General features: G+C 67.9%; 17 protein-coding genes, 1 tRNA gene and 2 pseudogenes. 1 reads left to right on the forward strand and 19 read right to left on the reverse strand.

What is annotated here, in order from left to right:
* The first annotated feature begins 75 nt into the window (after positions 1-75).
* On the forward strand, positions 76-423 hold the full coding sequence (locus tag R9J51_RS19010; RefSeq protein WP_168556718.1) for a hypothetical protein: 348 nt from the start codon (positions 76-78) through the stop codon (positions 421-423).
* Positions 424-445: 22 nt separating this feature from the next.
* Here the strand turns inward: R9J51_RS19010 and R9J51_RS19015 are convergent, their stop codons facing one another.
* The 19 genes and pseudogenes from R9J51_RS19015 to rpmE form a co-directional block, all read right to left on the reverse strand.
* Entirely contained in the window at positions 446-814 is a 369-nt protein-coding gene (locus tag R9J51_RS19015) for a response regulator (RefSeq protein WP_179505396.1), read from the reverse strand.
* Complete coding sequence (locus R9J51_RS19020) at positions 811-1326, reverse strand: hypothetical protein (RefSeq protein WP_432787673.1); 516 nt, start codon at positions 1324-1326, stop codon at positions 811-813. Before R9J51_RS19020 ends, R9J51_RS19015 begins: the two co-directional genes overlap by 4 nt.
* Positions 1296-1838, reverse strand: coding sequence for a PAS domain-containing protein (locus R9J51_RS19025; protein WP_432787675.1), 543 nt, complete (start codon positions 1836-1838; stop codon positions 1296-1298). The genes R9J51_RS19020 and R9J51_RS19025 overlap by 31 nt, the downstream gene beginning before the upstream one ends.
* Before the next feature lie 98 nt (positions 1839-1936).
* Positions 1937-3897 (reverse strand): annotated as a pseudogene (locus R9J51_RS19030) (potassium transporter Kup).
* A 142-nt stretch (positions 3898-4039) separates the two neighbouring features.
* Positions 4040-4261, reverse strand: coding sequence for a hypothetical protein (locus R9J51_RS19035; RefSeq protein WP_432787677.1), 222 nt, complete (start codon positions 4259-4261; stop codon positions 4040-4042).
* 129 nt (positions 4262-4390) lie between these two features.
* Complete coding sequence (locus tag R9J51_RS19040; RefSeq protein WP_432787678.1) at positions 4391-4735, reverse strand: hypothetical protein; 345 nt, start codon at positions 4733-4735, stop codon at positions 4391-4393.
* Positions 4732-5169, reverse strand: coding sequence for a cytochrome c-type biogenesis protein (locus tag R9J51_RS19045; RefSeq protein WP_168556713.1), 438 nt, complete (start codon positions 5167-5169; stop codon positions 4732-4734). The genes R9J51_RS19040 and R9J51_RS19045 overlap by 4 nt, the downstream gene beginning before the upstream one ends.
* Entirely contained in the window at positions 5166-5726 is a 561-nt protein-coding gene (locus tag R9J51_RS19050; protein WP_179505399.1) for a redoxin domain-containing protein, read from the reverse strand. Before R9J51_RS19050 ends, R9J51_RS19045 begins: the two co-directional genes overlap by 4 nt.
* Positions 5723-7665 (reverse strand): annotated as a pseudogene (locus R9J51_RS19055) (heme lyase CcmF/NrfE family subunit). Before R9J51_RS19055 ends, R9J51_RS19050 begins: the two are co-directional and overlap by 4 nt.
* A complete protein-coding gene (ccmE, locus tag R9J51_RS19060) occupies positions 7662-8114 on the reverse strand; it encodes a cytochrome c maturation protein CcmE (RefSeq protein ID WP_168556710.1) in 453 nt (150 codons plus the stop codon). The pseudogene R9J51_RS19055 and the gene ccmE overlap by 4 nt, the downstream one beginning before the upstream one ends.
* Positions 8111-8296 (reverse strand): hypothetical protein, encoded by a 186-nt coding sequence (locus R9J51_RS19065; protein WP_169475948.1) that lies wholly within the window; start codon positions 8294-8296, stop codon positions 8111-8113. Before R9J51_RS19065 ends, ccmE begins: the two co-directional genes overlap by 4 nt.
* 22 nt (positions 8297-8318) lie before the next feature.
* On the reverse strand, positions 8319-9047 hold the full coding sequence (gene ccmC / locus R9J51_RS19070) for a heme ABC transporter permease CcmC (RefSeq protein WP_168556997.1): 729 nt from the start codon (positions 9045-9047) through the stop codon (positions 8319-8321).
* Positions 9048-9212: 165 nt separating this feature from the next.
* Positions 9213-9289, reverse strand: a tRNA-His gene (locus R9J51_RS19075).
* Between the two features lie 130 nt (positions 9290-9419).
* Positions 9420-10292, reverse strand: a complete 873-nt coding sequence (locus tag R9J51_RS19080; RefSeq protein ID WP_179505400.1) for a type II secretion system protein GspK — start codon at positions 10290-10292, stop codon at positions 9420-9422.
* Positions 10289-10873 (reverse strand): type II secretion system protein GspJ, encoded by a 585-nt coding sequence (locus R9J51_RS19085; RefSeq protein WP_179506564.1) that lies wholly within the window; start codon positions 10871-10873, stop codon positions 10289-10291. The genes R9J51_RS19080 and R9J51_RS19085 overlap by 4 nt, the downstream gene beginning before the upstream one ends.
* Positions 10870-11238: a type II secretion system minor pseudopilin GspI gene (gene gspI, locus R9J51_RS19090; RefSeq protein WP_179562315.1), complete on the reverse strand. Its 369-nt coding sequence runs from the start codon at positions 11236-11238 to the stop codon at positions 10870-10872. The genes R9J51_RS19085 and gspI overlap by 4 nt, the downstream gene beginning before the upstream one ends.
* Complete coding sequence (locus tag R9J51_RS19095) at positions 11235-11741, reverse strand: GspH/FimT family pseudopilin (RefSeq protein WP_179505402.1); 507 nt, start codon at positions 11739-11741, stop codon at positions 11235-11237. Before R9J51_RS19095 ends, gspI begins: the two co-directional genes overlap by 4 nt.
* A 77-nt stretch (positions 11742-11818) precedes the next feature.
* Positions 11819-12280: a MarR family transcriptional regulator gene (locus R9J51_RS19100; protein WP_179505403.1), complete on the reverse strand. Its 462-nt coding sequence runs from the start codon at positions 12278-12280 to the stop codon at positions 11819-11821.
* A 173-nt stretch (positions 12281-12453) separates the two neighbouring features.
* Positions 12454-12681 (reverse strand): 50S ribosomal protein L31, encoded by a 228-nt coding sequence (rpmE, locus tag R9J51_RS19105; protein WP_022677314.1) that lies wholly within the window; start codon positions 12679-12681, stop codon positions 12454-12456.
* Positions 12682-12790 lie beyond the last annotated feature (109 nt).

Below are 12790 nucleotides of genomic sequence, written 5' to 3' on the forward strand. Positions count from 1 at the left end.
GCGCATGATGGGGAACGCCACGGCGGGTCCCGCGTTGGCCATGGCAAAACCACCACGAACGGGAGTGACCGTCTCATGCGCCGTATTATCCTCGCCCTTCCTGCGCTGATGCTTGCCGCAGGCGGCCTTGCCGCCTGTTCGGAAAAGACCCAGGACCAGACTGCGGCTGCTGCCAATTCGGCCGCTGACGATGCGCGCGACGCCGCCAAGGACGCCGGCCGCGCTGCCGACAAGGCCGCGGACAACGTTGCTGCCGCCGCCGACAAGGCGCTCGACAACGCCAGCAAGGCTGCAGACAAGGCCGCCGACGACGCCGGGCACAAGCTCGACAAGGCGGCTGACAAGGCCGGCACTGCCGCCGACAAGTTTGGCAATCGGGTGAAGCAGGGCGCCGACGAAGCGTCTGACTCGCTCAAGCACTGATCGCTAATATGCCGGCCCCGGTTCAGCCAGCCAGCAGGCCTTCGAGGCAGGCGGTCAGGCGAGCCGGGGCATAGGGCTTGTTGAGCACCGGCACGTCGGCAAATTCGGCCTCTACCGCGCCATAGCCGGTTGAAATGGCAAAGGGGATGCCACGCGCGCGCAGGATGCGCGCCACGGGTGCGCCCGGTTCCCCGTTCAGATTCCAATCGAGCACGGCCACGTCCAGTGCTTCGCTCGCCGCCACGGCCAAGGCGTCAGCCTGCGTGCCGATCGGTCCGACGACCTCCGCGCCCTCGTCTTCCAGCATGTCGGCCAACATGGCCGCCACGATGAATTCGTCTTCGACCACCAGCACGCGGCGGCCGGCAAGAGGCTGGGCGGGCGTGGTCATGTGTCATCCTCGCGCAAGTCTGGGAAGGCTGGGTGGGCGGCGGGGGGATCGAAATGCTGGGCGGGCAGCACAAGGCGGACGACAAGCCCGGTCACTGCATGGTCAAGATGCGCTTCGCCGCTGAGTTGGCGGGTGATGGCGTCGCGGATCAGCCGCGAGCCAAAGCCGCTGCGCGCCGGCGGCGCCACCGGCGGGCCGCCATGCTCGCGCCATTCCAGGGCAACGCTGCCATCGTCCTGCACGTCCCAGGCGACCGCCACGGTGCCCGCCGTGTTGGACAGTGCGCCATACTTGATCGCGTTGGTCGCCAATTCGTGCAGCACCATGACCAGCGAAACCGTTGGCGCGGCATAGACTCGCAAGTCTGGCCCCGCCACGGCCAGCCGCCGCGCGCCGCCCACGCCCAGTTCGCCGCCGTTGCAGATCGTCAGCCCCTGGCGCACCACTTCGGCCAATGGCGCGCCGGCCCATTGCTCCCGGCTCAGGATCGTGTGGGCAGAGGCCCAGCGCATGCAGCCGCGCGTTGAAATTCTCCACCGCATCGACCGGGGCATGCGCCCCCCGAAACGATTTGCCACGCCATGGCCTGAACCACCATCAGCGTATTCTTCACGCGATGATTGAGTTCCTCCACCATCAGGCGCAGGCGATCTTCCAGGGTCTTGCGCTCGGTAATGTCGATCCCGGTGGATTGCGCCACCTGCCAGCGTCCCTGGTCATCGAATGCCAGGGCGTGATTGCGCCACAGCGTCCAGCGCACGGTGCCATCGGCCACTTCCAGGCGATTCTCGATCGTGCGTGCCGGATTGTCCGGGGTCAGTTGCGCGAGTTCGGCACGGATCGCCGCATGCTCGCTTTCGGGGATGAAGACCCACAAGTTGCGGCCCGTCAGCCGCTCGGGCGGGCTTTGCATCATGCGCGCATAAGCCGCGTTGGCGAACAGGATCGTGCCATCCGCGGTGAAACGGCAGACCATCTCCAGCTGCGCATCGAGGATATCGCGCAAGATTTCGATGTCACTCACGCGCGTACAGGCCCCGGCATGATGTGTGGAGGTTTCCACCGGTTATAGCTTTGCCAGAACCGGCGCAGACCGCAAAGCCCAGCATAGCCCGTTTTCGATCAAATACGTAGCTGGCTGCCCAGCTCGACCACGCGGTTGGTTGGCAGGCGGAAGAATTCCATCGCGCTGGCCGCATTGCGGAGCATCCAAGCAAACAGTTTTTCCGCCACAGCGCCATGCCCGGCTTGTCCGAGGGGATCAGCGTCTGGCGCGAGAGGAAGAAGCTGGTCTTCATCATGTCGAACGGTTCACCGCAGGTGGTGATGGTCTTGAGCGCGGCCGGCACGTCGGTCTCTTCCAGGAACCCGAAGCGCAGGGTGAGGCGATAGAACCCGTTGCCGAAGTCCTTGACGTCGGATCGCTGCGCCAGATCGACATAGGGCTCGTCCTGGATCTGCACCGTCAGGATCACCACGCGGTTGTGCAGCACCTTGTTATGCTTGATGTTGTGCAACAGCGCCGAGGGCACCCCGTTGGAGGCAGAGGCCATGAAGATGGCCGTTCCGGCCACCCGCGCGGCGCTGGAATGGGCAGACTTGGTGAAGACCTCCAGGGGAATCGATCCTTCGGCCATCCCGGCACGCATCAGTGCCCGCCCGCGGGACCAGGTGGTAAGCAGCGTGAAGATGGTGATGCCCATCACCAGCGGCACCCAGCCGCCATCGGGGATCTTGGTAAGGTTCGCGCCCAGGTAGCCCAGGTCGATCGCCATGAACAAGGCCAGCAGGCCGGTGGCCAGCACCGGCCGCCAGTGCCACAGCTTGATCAGCACCACGCCCAGCAGCACGTTGTCGATCATCATCGCCCCGGTCACGGCAATGCCATAGGCGGCCGTGAGGTTGGACGAATGGCGGAACATCAGCACCAGGAGGATCACCGCCACCATGAGAGCGGAATTGATCACCGGAATGTAGATCTGCCCGGCCGACGTGCTGGTGTGGCGGATCGTCATGCGCGGGATGAAGCCCAGCTGGATCGCCTGCTGCGTGACGGAGAACGCGCCCGAGATCACCGCTTGCGAGGCGATCACCGCCGCCAGGCTGGCAATGATCAGCAAGGGCCACTGGAACCAGTCGGGCGCCAGGAAATAGAACGGGCTGACCAGCGCGGCCTGGCCCTCGCGCATCAGCAGCGAGGCTTGGCCCAGGTAGTTGAGCACCAGCGCGGGCAGCACCAGCGCCAGCCAAGAAACACGGATCGGGTTGCGCCCGAAGTGGCCCATGTCGGCATAGAGTGCCTCGGCCCCGGTCACCGCCAGCACGGCTGCGCCCATCGCCAGGAAGCCGCGGAACGGATCGGCGGCGAACATCGCCACGGCGTGGTGGGGCGAAAGCGCGCCGATCACTCCGGGCAACAGGGCAATGCTCACGGCCCCGAGCACCGCGATCGTGGCGAAATAGACCAGCATGATCGGGCCAAAGAACGTGGCGACACGCTCAGTGCCCCGGCTCTGGATCAGGAACAGCGCAATCAGGATCGCCACCACCATCGGCACCACCCAGCTTTGCATGCTGGGCTGGTAGACCGAGAGCCCCTCGATCGCGCCCATCACCGACACCGCCGGGGTGATCATCGAATCGCCATAGAACAGCGCAGTGGCGAACACGCCCAGCAGCACGATGCCCCGGCCCCAGCGCTTGCCCGCGGTGTGCTGGTTGATCAAGGCCAGCAGCGCCAGGCTGCCGCCCTCGCCCTTGTTGTCGGCGCGCATGATCACCGAGACGTATTTCAGCGTCACGATGATCATCATCGACCAGAACATCAGGCTGACGATGCCGTAGATGTGCGTCTGGTCGAGCGGCAGGCGATGGTGACCGGCAAACGTATCGCGCAAGGCGTAGAGCGGGCTGGTGCCGATGTCACCGAACACCACGCCCACGGCGCCCACGGCCATCTTGATCACGCTGGCCTGCCGGTGCCCGGGGCCATGGCCATGCCCCGCGTGGCCCGGCGCCGGCGGCGCGGCATTGGCGGGAACGGATCGGTCCGCAGCCCCTGATTCACCCACGGCATTGTTCATGGCAAGACTGCCCCCGGCCGCACTGGCCCCATGTCACCATCCGGCCCGCGATAGGGCCGAATCGGGCCGGCGCTTAGCACCGGCGCCCAACCTGAAGCAATGGTGACCAAAGCGCCGCAAGCGGCAAGCAGTTCCCGAGAATTCACTTCTTGCCGGACGCCGGAGCCGGCGCCGCAGACGCGGGCGCAGGTTCTCCCGAAGCCGCCGGCGCGCCGCCGCTTGCGGCAATCATCTGGTCCAGCCGTTCCAGCCGCGCGGCCAGATCGGGGCGATAGGGCGCATCGGCGGGCGAGCGCGCCAAGAGATCGGCCCACATCGCGCGCGCATCGACCAGGCGGCCCGATTGCGCCAGCGCCAGGCCCATGAAGAACGGCGGGCCGGGTGATTGGGATCGATCGCGGCGGCACGGCGGAACGCATATTGCGCGGCCGGGGTAATCAGCCCCTCGCTATGCCCCACCAGGGCATTGCCCAGTGCCACTTCGACATCGGCATCATCGGGGTTTTTCACGCGCGGCCTTGCCCAGCACATCGGCCGCGGCGCGGTATTGGCCCTGCCGCGTGAGCCCGTCGGCCAGGATCAACCAGCTGCGTCCCTTGGCAAAGGAATTGCCCATCTGCTGCCGTTCCTTGAGCAGCGTGGCATCAGCCACCGCAGCGTTTTCCACAGCGGGTGTGGGCGCGCCAGGCAGGCCGGGATGGCCTTGCAGCGCATAACCGGCAAGGCCGAACAGCAGCGCTGCGCCGGTCACTTCCCAGCCGGTGCGCGGCAGGCGCCCGATCAGGACCATTGCGGCAAACGCCACCCCTGCCACGGCGAGAACCAGAACCCAGGTCATGGCTTGTCCTTGCGAAGATTGGCACGGCGAAAGCGCCCGCGCAGCAGCAGCGCGGCCAGCGCCAGGAACACCGCCGGCGCGGCAAACAGCGGCCAGGTCAGCGGCTTGACCTGCGGCGTATAGCTCACATAGTCGCCATAGCGGTCGATCAGCCACTGGCGGATCGCCTCGGGCTGTTCCCCGGCGGCAATGCGCGTGCGCACTTCGTTGCGCATGTCACCGGCCATCGAGGCATCGGAATCGGCGATCGACTGGCTCTGGCACTTGAGGCAGCGCAGCGTTTCCATCAAGGCTTGCGCCTTGGCCTCCTGCGCCGGATCGGGCAGCTGGCGATAGGCATAGGGCGCAGGCGGCATGCTGTCTTGTGCCACGAGCGGGGCCAGCGGCAGGACCAGGGCAGCGCCTGCAGCAAGAATGAAACGGCTTCGTTTCATTGTCCTGCCTCCTTGAGCTTGCCCAGGATCATCGGCACGTCATCGGGCATGATCGCGCCGATATGCTGGTAGCGGATCACGCCGCGCGCATCGACCACGAAGGTTTCGGGCACGCCCGAAGACCCGATGCCGATCTGCACCTTGCTGAGGTCATCCTGGCCGATGCGGGCAAAGGGGTTGCCGTTGGCTGCCAGGAACCGGGCCAGATCGTCCTTGCGGTCGCGGATGGCCACGCCATCGATCTCGGCCCCGGCTGCGGCCAGCTGGGCCAGCTGCGGCGCTTCCACCGCGCAAGGGCCGCACCACGAGGCGAAGATGTTGAGCAGGCGCGGCTTGCCACCCACGAACTGCGCCCTGGCGAGGCCCGGCCGGTCGGCACTTGCGGGCGGCAGGTCGAACGCCGGGATCGGCTTGCCGATGAACGTGCTGGCCACTTCACGGTTGTCGGGCCGCAGCAGGCCCCAGACCACCAGGGCAAGGAAGGCGGCAAACAGCGCGAGCGGCAACCACAGCGCCAGGCCCGGCTTGCGTGGAGCGGAGGACGGCGGGCCGCTCATCGGCCCTGCCTTTCGCGGCGAAACGTGATCTTGTCGATAGCCACAGCCGCTTCACGTCGCGGGCCACCCGCCCGACCAGGGCGAGCAAACCGCCCAGGCCCACGAGCAATCCGCCCAGCCAGATCAGCGGCACGAAGGGCTTCCACCAGAAGCGCATCTGCCAGCGGCCGTCGTCGCCCTCTTCACCCAGCACCACATAGAGCTGGCCATTCCAGCGGGTTTTCAAGGCGGATTCGGTGCGAGTGCCGGGCGGATTGGCAAAGACCCGCGCCTGCGGCGTGAGCACGACCGCATCGCCGCCGGCATAGCGGGCCGAAACCGTGGCCTGCAGCGCCGTCCAGTTCGGACCCGCCACCGGATCGATGCGATCGAGCGTCAGGGCATAAGGGCCGACCTGGCGGGTTTCACCAGGGGTGAGCGCGGCCAGCTTCTCGATCGAAAACGCGCTTTCGCTGGCCATGCCCATCGCCGCGACGGCCAGGCCCAGATGGCTGACCACCATGCCCCAGACCGGCAGGGGGGTGCGGCGCAGGTTGCGGCCGCGCAACGGCAGCAGGCTGGCGAGCGCCAGCCCGGCGCCCAGCCCCAGGCCCAGCGCGGGCAACGTGTTGACGCCCGACGCAAAGGCCGCGCCCGCAACCGCCACGGCGAGCAGCGCCGGAACCGCCAGCACCGGAGCCACGCGGCCGCCACGATCGTCCTTCCAGCGCAGGAGCGGCCCCACCGCCATCACCACCAGCATGGGGAAGGCAAAGATCGCCGAAACCGGGTTGAAATAGGGCGGCCCCACCGAAACCTTGACGCCGAACGCCTCGGTCAACAGCGGATAGAGCGTGCCGACCAGCACGATGCCCAGGATGCCGCAGAGCATCACGTTGTTGAACACCAGCGCCGCCTCGCGGCTGACGAAGGCAAAGCGCGCGCCTTCGGTCACCGTGCCGGCGCGCAGGGCGAAGAGCAGCAGCGCCCCACCGATGTAGATCGCCAGCAGGGCCAGGATGAAGCTGCCCCGCGCCGGATCGACCGCAAAGGCATGGACGGAGGTGAGAATGCCCGAGCGGACCAGGAACGTGCCGACCATCGACATGGAAAAGGCAATCACGCCCAGCATCACCGTCCAGGCGCGCAGCGCATTGCGGGCGGCCAGCACCGACACCGAGTGGAGCAGCGCCGTCGCCGCCAGCCAGGGCATGAGCGAAGCGTTTTCAACCGGGTCCCAGAACCACCAGCCACCCCAACCCAGCGTGTAGTACGCCCAATAGGAACCGGCGGTGATCCCCACCGTCAGGAAGATCCACGCGCCCAGCACCCAGGGGCGCATCGCGCGGGCAAAGGCCGGCCCGACATCGCGCGTGATCAGCGCGCCCACGGCAAAGCTGAACGCGATCGAAAGCCCGACATAGCCGACGTAGAGCGTGGGCGGATGGAACGCGAGGCCGATATCCTGCAGCAACGGGTTGAGCCCGGCGCCTTCGGGCGCGGGCTGCGGCAGCCGGGCAAAGGGGTTGGACGCAAGCAGCAGGAACGCATAAAAACCCAGGCTGACGAAAGCCTGCGCTGCCAGCGTGGCGATCAGGGTCTTTTCCGGCAGGCGCCGTTCGACCAGCGCCACGAACCCGCCCGCCAGGCTCATGATCGTGACCCACAGCAGCATCGAGCCTTCGTGATTGCCCCAGGTGCCGGCGATCTTGAAGATCAGCGGCTTGGCCGAATGGCTGTTTTCGGCCACCAGCTTCACCGAAAGATCGGTGGTCACGAACAGGGTGATCAGCGCGGCAAACGACAGCGCCACCAGCACGCCTTGCGCCACGGCCACCGGGCGCACCACGCCCACCATGCCCGCGCCCTGCGGCCGCAGCGCCAGCGCGCCGGCGACGAGTTGCAGCACTGCCAGCGCCGCTGCCATCCACAGAATGGCCAGTCCGAGTTCGGCGATCATTTCGTTTCCGCCACCACGGCCTTGGCCTGGGCCTGGGTCATGTCCTTCATTTCGCGCGGCACATATTTCTCGTCATGCTTGGCCAGGAGATTGTCGGCCACGAAAGTGGCGCCTTCCATGCGGCCTTCGGCCACCACGCCCGATCCCTCCACGAACAGGTCGGGCGTGATCCCGGCATAGCGCACGGGCACCGTGGCCTTGCCATCGCCCACCACGAACGTGATCGTCACGCCATCGGGCATGGTCTTGATCGATCCACGCTGCACCATGCCGCCCAGGCGCACCGCCCGGCCCTGTTCGGGCGGGTGCGCCACCAGATCGCTGGGCACGTAGAAATAGCTCGCCTGCTTGGACAGCGCCCAGGCCGCCAGCAGCCCGGCGCCGATCAGCGCCGCCAGGGCAATGACCAGCAGGACCAGCCGTTGATGCTTGGCCTTGATCGCACTCATGTTTCGCTCTTTCGCCCGGTGTTCTTTCTCTCGGGACCGCCCGATCGGCCACGCACGGCATCGCGCCGCGCCTCGGCCCGGCGCATGGACCACAGGGTAAGGCCCACCAGCAGCAACGTGCCCACCACCCCGACAGTGAGGGCAGCGGCGACATAATGCCATTGATCGAGGCGTTCGTGCATGAATATCCCTCCCGCGTGGCCGTCAGGCCATGGCCTTGCGGCGCAGGCGCGCCTCGGCCTGGATATCGGCCAGCAGCGTGCGCATGCGGGCCAGCACGACACCGCCGAAAATACAGGAAAAACCCAGCGCGCCGATGAGCAGCGGCCACAGGAACGTGCCATCGATCGATGACTTGCCCAGCGTGATCGAGGCGGGCTGGTGCAGGCTGTTCCACCAGATCACCGAACGGTTGATGATCGGGATGTTGATCGCGCCCACCATGCCGAAGATCGCGGTAACGCGGCTGGCGCCGCTGCCCGCGGCGGCATCGCGCTGCGCCGCGCCGGCCAGCGCGATATAGCCGAAATAGAGGAACAGCAGGATCAGATAGCTGGTCAGCCGCCCGTCCCACACCCACCAGGTACCCCAGGTCGGCCGCGCCCAGATCGATCCGGTGATCAGGCAAAGCGCGGTGAACACGGCCCCGGGCACCGCGGCCGCGCGCGCGGCAATGGCCGCCAGCGGATGGCGCCAGACCAGCTCGACCAGGCTGGACACCGCGATGGTGGACCAGCCGGCCATGCCCAGCCAGGCGCAAGGCACGTGGATGAACAGGATACGCACCGTCTGCCCCATCAACCGATCGGGCGGAACCACCAGCAGGCCCCAGGCCAGCGCGCCGAAAGCGAGGACCAGCCCCACCCCCAGCAAAAGCGGCATAAGCCAGCGGGCAAGCCGCAAAAAACGGGCGGGATTGGCAAAACCGTGCATATCGGCGAACTTGGGATCCTTCTCCACCAGGCCATGGCCCGGCCGCTCTGCTGTGCCATTGCGCCAGATCAAGGGCAAGCAAAACAGCGGCGGAAAGCCTTGGACCTTTGGGAGGAGAAGGCGTGGGGCGGCCACATGAGCCACCCACTGCAATGTCAGGAGAAATGGGGCGATCGAAGGGGTTCGAACCCTCGACCTCCGGTACCACAAACCGGCGCTCTAACCAACTGAGCTACGATCGCCACGGCGGCGCCCTGGGGCGTGTCCGCAAGTCCGAAAGGGGCGGCGTCAAGCGTGCTCCGTTCGGGTGGCCGCCCTTGCAACAATCCCGCCGCCTTGAAAAGGGAAAACTTGCATCGGGGGATAACTTTTTCAGCGGTCGGCGGCGTCGCCCCACGTGCGTGCAGCGATTTGCGCGGTGGCCTGGCTGGCGTCCACCAGCACCTCTTCGGACCACGCCTGCGAATCGATCGTGGCGACAAGCCGTGCCCGCAGCCAGCGATCATCCAGCAGCACTTCGCCCGGCGCCAGACCCTGTGCCGGCCCAAGCGCGCCGGCAAGATCGCGATAGCCACCGGGCGGCGCCAGGGCGATCAGCTGCTCGGCCCGCGCCACGGGCAACAGGTCCGGCGCGAACATGGCCAGCAGGCGTCCCTGCCCCGGCGCCAGGCTGCGCAGGGCCACGGGCGAACTGCCCGCTTCGGGCAAGGCGCAAAGCCACGGCGCAAGGCGGGCATGGCGCGCCGCCGTCATCCCCGCCACGGCGCGCAGTTCGCCCACGGCGAGCAGCGGGCGGCCGGCAGCCACGATCCAACCCGCCATGCCCTCGGCCAGGGACCGGGCTTCATCGGGCGCGGTCCCCAGCGAGACCGCAAGCGCGCGCAGTTCGAGCACGCCCGCCGCGCGCGGCCCCAGCGTGCCATCGGCCTGTGGCGTGACGAGGGCGTTGACGTTGAAGCAATTGCCACCCGGCCCCACGCGCCAGGCGATCTGTCCACGCGGGACCGGCCAGTGGCCCTGTCCGGCGCGCAGCCCGGCGCCGAGCTGCACCAGAAGCCGTGCTTCCCCCTCTGCCAGGGCGCGTTGCGCGGCCCCTTGCGCCTCCACATTGGCGGCCAGGCGGGTCGCCAGGCCGAGCCTGTCGAGCATCAGCGCGGCCAGCACGGCCATGATCGCCACCAGCACCAGCACCGCAAGCAGCGCAGCGCCCCGTTCATGCCCCCCTGCCTCGCGCCGCCCGCTCATGGCCGACCGACCGGCACGACAAGCTGGAGCGGCCCGGCCAGCCCGGCTGGCTGCACCTGCAGTTCGGCGGCAACCGGCGAGGCATCGCCCGCCCCCTGCCCCCCGGCGGGCCAAGGCGGATCATGCCATCGGCCCGCATCGTCGCGCAGCCGCAGGCGGGGCCGCATTGCCAGGGGCAGGATCACCACCTCCGCAGCGGGGGCCGCCCCGGCAAGCTGGGCATAGCTGCGCCGCACCAGAGCCTGCCCGGTCCACCGGTATTCCAGGCGCTCAAGCGGCGGGCGCGGCAAGTCTTCCGGATTGGCCCGCCCGCCGCGCACCAAGGCGAGCAACAGGCCGCCATCGGGAGCGCCGGCAACAAGCCCCAGGCGTGGCTCGGCCTGGACCAGGTCTGCCCGCCACAGCGCCACCATGCGACGTAGGCGGCCGGCATCCGCATCGTGCCGGCGCAGCACGAGTTCGCTCGCCACCGTGCCGCGCAGCAGGCCCAGAGCAGCGGCGGCGATCAGCGCGAAGACGGCAAGCGCCACCAGCATTTCGACCAGGGTAAAGCCCCGCTCTGCGCCACGGTGCGCAATCATCGCGCGAACTGCACCGCGCGCGCAACGCTCGCCTCGCCCGGCGCATCGAGCGCCCGGACGGTGATGTGCGCCACCAGCAGCGCGCCATCGCGCCGCACGCTGCGTTGCCAGGCAAAGCGGCGGCCTGCGTTGATCGTGATCCCGCCTGCCACGCCCGCGGTCGGGACGCCGGGAGCGGTACGCCATTGCGTGGCCAGATTGCCGGCGGTCACATCGCGCAGCAGGCGCCGATCGAGCGCGGCGCTGCCCGCCAGGCTGGCCGCCTCAAGCCGCAGCAGCGCCAGCGCCGCCACGGCAAACACCGCAAGCGCCACCATCACTTCAAGCAGCGAAAAACCGTTGGACGCGGGCGGGCGAGCCATCATCGTGCAACCACGGTGACCGCGCCATCAGGCGCCATGGCAACGCCTGCGCGCTGCCCATCGGCCGCCAGTTCGACCGCCAGCGGCGCGCTTGGCATGCCAACCGCATCGAACAGCACCCGCCGCGTGACACCGCCAGCGCCAGGCACATCGACCGCAAGACCGGGCGGCCATGCATGGGCGGCCAGGCGCCGATCGGCCAGCGCGGTCCAGGCATCGTCATGGCGGACGGCAAAGGCATAGCCGGTGCGATCGATCGTCAGCGCCACGGGGCGTCCACCGATGACGGCAGCATCGCGCGCCGCCGCCAGGCGAAGCGCCAGGCGCTGCGCCTCTGTTTCGGGAAGGGACGAAAAACCCGGCATGGCCAGGATCACTGCGGTGGCGGCAAGGCCGGCAATGGCTAGGGCCACGATCAGTTCGACCAGCGAAAAGCCGGCCTGCCCGCCGCGATTCTCTGGTTCGGGCGCAAGAGAGGCCGGGGAATGCGCGCTCGCCGGGTTCATCCCTGGGCGATTGCGCCCCGCCCCCGGTCAGCGCAAGCGCGGCCGGGGCCGTTTTGGAGCTAATACGAAAGGCGTGGTCAGCCTTCGGCGTCTTCCCGCTGCGCGCGAATCACCGGCAGCGCGGCATGCAAGGCGGCCAGGGTATCGGCGTCGAACAGATGGGAAAAACGCTGCTCGTGACGTTCGATCCGCGCCTTGGCATCGGCAACGACGGCCGCGCCCGTATCCGTCAAGCGCAAGGCATGGCTGCGGCCATCGGCGCGTTCGCGATCGATCAGGCCGCGATCCATCAGGCGCGAAACGATCGGCACCATGTTGGCGCGCTTGATGCCCAGCACCTGCCCCACTTCGGTTTGCGAACAGCCGGGGTTTTCCGCCACCACCAGCAGCGCGGTGACTTCCGCCGGGCGCAATTCGATATCGGCGAGTTCGCGGGCCAGATCGGCCATCATCACGGCCGAGGCGCGGCGCAACTGGTAACCGAGCAGGCGATCGAGCGAATTGGCCAGCAGACCGGACGGGGAAAGGGGTGGAAGCATGCCGTTACCTTATGACGAGACCGGGCCATAGCAAGCGGGTACGCCCCCGACAGCCACGCAAACCGCGCGATTTCATTTCCGCGCTGGGCGACGGATACGAAAAAGGGCGGCCAAGGCCGCCCTTCGTGCGCAAGGGGCGCGGCCCGCAAAGGCCCGCCCCCGATGCGGCCGAATCACTTCTTGAGCGTAAGGCCACCGAAGCGCTTGTTGAACTGGGCCACGCGGCCACCCTGGTCCAGCAGACGCTGGTTGCCACCGGTCCAGGCCGGGTGCGAGGTGGGATCGATGTCGAGTGCCAGCGTGTCGCCTTCCTTGCCCCAGGTGGAGCGGGTTTCGAACACGGTGCCGTCGGTCATCTGCACCTTGATGAAGTGGTAGTCGGGGTGGATGTTGGCCTTCATGGTACTGCTCCGATATGCCACCGGTTCCGACCGGCAGCTGGGAAACGGGTAAGGGAAACTCGAAAGCGGCGCCCCTAATCCAAAGGGCGCCGCTTGTCGAGTCTCGTGC

The organism is Novosphingobium rhizosphaerae (assembly GCF_050920675.1).
GTDB classification, from domain to species: Bacteria; Pseudomonadota; Alphaproteobacteria; order Sphingomonadales; family Sphingomonadaceae; genus Novosphingobium; species Novosphingobium rhizosphaerae.

Bases quoted from the DNA above. Each gene is read 5' to 3' on its own strand.
- R9J51_RS19010 (WP_168556718.1), top strand. From the start codon at position 76: ATGCGCCGTATTATCCTCGCCCTTCCTGCGCTGATGCTTGCCGCAGGC.
- R9J51_RS19015 (WP_179505396.1), bottom strand. From the start codon at position 814: ATGACCACGCCCGCCCAGCCTCTTGCCGGCCGCCGCGTGCTGGTGGTC.
- R9J51_RS19020 (WP_432787673.1), bottom strand. From the start codon at position 1,326: ATGCGCTGGGCCTCTGCCCACACGATCCTGAGCCGGGAGCAATGGGCC.
- R9J51_RS19035 (WP_432787677.1), bottom strand. From the start codon at position 4,261: ATGGGCCTGGCGCTGGCGCAATCGGGCCGCCTGGTCGATGCGCGCGCG.
- R9J51_RS19040 (WP_432787678.1), bottom strand. From the start codon at position 4,735: ATGACCTGGGTTCTGGTTCTCGCCGTGGCAGGGGTGGCGTTTGCCGCA.
- R9J51_RS19045 (WP_168556713.1), bottom strand. From the start codon at position 5,169: ATGAAACGAAGCCGTTTCATTCTTGCTGCAGGCGCTGCCCTGGTCCTG.
- R9J51_RS19050 (WP_179505399.1), bottom strand. From the start codon at position 5,726: ATGAGCGGCCCGCCGTCCTCCGCTCCACGCAAGCCGGGCCTGGCGCTG.
- ccmE (WP_168556710.1), bottom strand. From the start codon at position 8,114: ATGAGTGCGATCAAGGCCAAGCATCAACGGCTGGTCCTGCTGGTCATT.
- R9J51_RS19065 (WP_169475948.1), bottom strand. From the start codon at position 8,296: ATGCACGAACGCCTCGATCAATGGCATTATGTCGCCGCTGCCCTCACT.
- ccmC (WP_168556997.1), bottom strand. From the start codon at position 9,047: ATGCACGGTTTTGCCAATCCCGCCCGTTTTTTGCGGCTTGCCCGCTGG.
- R9J51_RS19080 (WP_179505400.1), bottom strand. From the start codon at position 10,292: ATGAGCGGGCGGCGCGAGGCAGGGGGGCATGAACGGGGCGCTGCGCTG.
- R9J51_RS19085 (WP_179506564.1), bottom strand. From the start codon at position 10,873: ATGATTGCGCACCGTGGCGCAGAGCGGGGCTTTACCCTGGTCGAAATG.
- gspI (WP_179562315.1), bottom strand. From the start codon at position 11,238: ATGATGGCTCGCCCGCCCGCGTCCAACGGTTTTTCGCTGCTTGAAGTG.
- R9J51_RS19095 (WP_179505402.1), bottom strand. From the start codon at position 11,741: ATGAACCCGGCGAGCGCGCATTCCCCGGCCTCTCTTGCGCCCGAACCA.
- R9J51_RS19100 (WP_179505403.1), bottom strand. From the start codon at position 12,280: ATGCTTCCACCCCTTTCCCCGTCCGGTCTGCTGGCCAATTCGCTCGAT.
- rpmE (WP_022677314.1), bottom strand. From the start codon at position 12,681: ATGAAGGCCAACATCCACCCCGACTACCACTTCATCAAGGTGCAGATG.